1 protein-coding gene is annotated in these 953 nt (G+C 64.3%); it reads left to right on the top strand.

Going from position 1 to position 953, the window contains the following annotated elements:
- Positions 1-867 (top strand): metallophosphoesterase (locus DVK07_RS19680; RefSeq protein ID WP_121598528.1); only part of this gene is annotated, 867 nt, incomplete at its 5' end.
- Between the last annotated feature and the right edge of the window lie 86 nt (positions 868-953).

Genomic DNA, 953 nt, shown 5'->3' with positions numbered 1-953 from the left:
GCCGTCGTCGCCGACCCGCACGTTGGCGTCCGTGCAACGGGGACCTCCAAACTCTTTGAACACACCCGCAAACACTTCGAGAACGCACTCGCGGACATCGCCACCCGCAACGTCGATGCGGTGCTCTCGCCGGGCGACCTGACAAAGGATGGCGAGCCGTGGAACTACGACGCCGTCGATAAGACACTCGCGGGACTCGACGTTCCCTTCTATGCCGTCCCGGGCAACCACGACGTACCCAAGGAGCGCGACGAACACGACTCCCCCGATGTCTCGTGGTTTGCCGAAAAATACGGTCCGGGGGAGATCCCCTATCACGTTGAACTCGGCGGACTGGACCTCATCGGACTGAACAGCTCCGGGACGAGTGAGCGCCTCTATGAGTCCCACGACGGCCAGGTGACGGCGGAGTCGCTGGAGTGGCTGGCCGAAACGCTCGACACGGCGGAGAACCCCCTCATCTTGGTCCATCACAACTTCCCGCCGGTGAGCGACCAGATCGAGGCCCACCGCGAAGTCGAACCGGAGATGGGCCTCCCTCCGGTGATGCGCGATCCCGAACCGTTTGCCGACGTGCTCGCCGCGGGCGGCGCCGAGCTGGTGTTCACAGGTCACTACCACCTGCCCGCCACCGATGAGTATCGTGGCGTTCGGGAGCTCGCGGCGCCGACGACCTGTTCGTTCCCCCAGTCCTACCTCCTCTGCGAGACGTCGCCTGAGGGCATGACCGTCCGGCTTGTTCCCGTGACGGACGAGACGGGGCTCGAACGCGGCCACGCAGAGCGCTCACAGGATTCGGTCACGTCGGGCGGGCTGACCGCAATCGCGGCGGCGCGCCTCGCGAGCTTCCCGCTCGTTTACGAGTAACTACTCCTCCGGCGACCGACCCCCGGTTCAAAATGTAATAGAATAATCGAGAAAGGGTCAGTCAACCCAGACACTTCGCCATCGAG

Origin of the sequence: Halorubrum sp. Atlit-26R (assembly GCF_003666015.1) — an archaeon.
Lineage (GTDB): Archaea > Halobacteriota > Halobacteria > Halobacteriales > Haloferacaceae > Halorubrum.
This window is presented reverse-complemented; position numbering and strand designations above follow the sequence as displayed.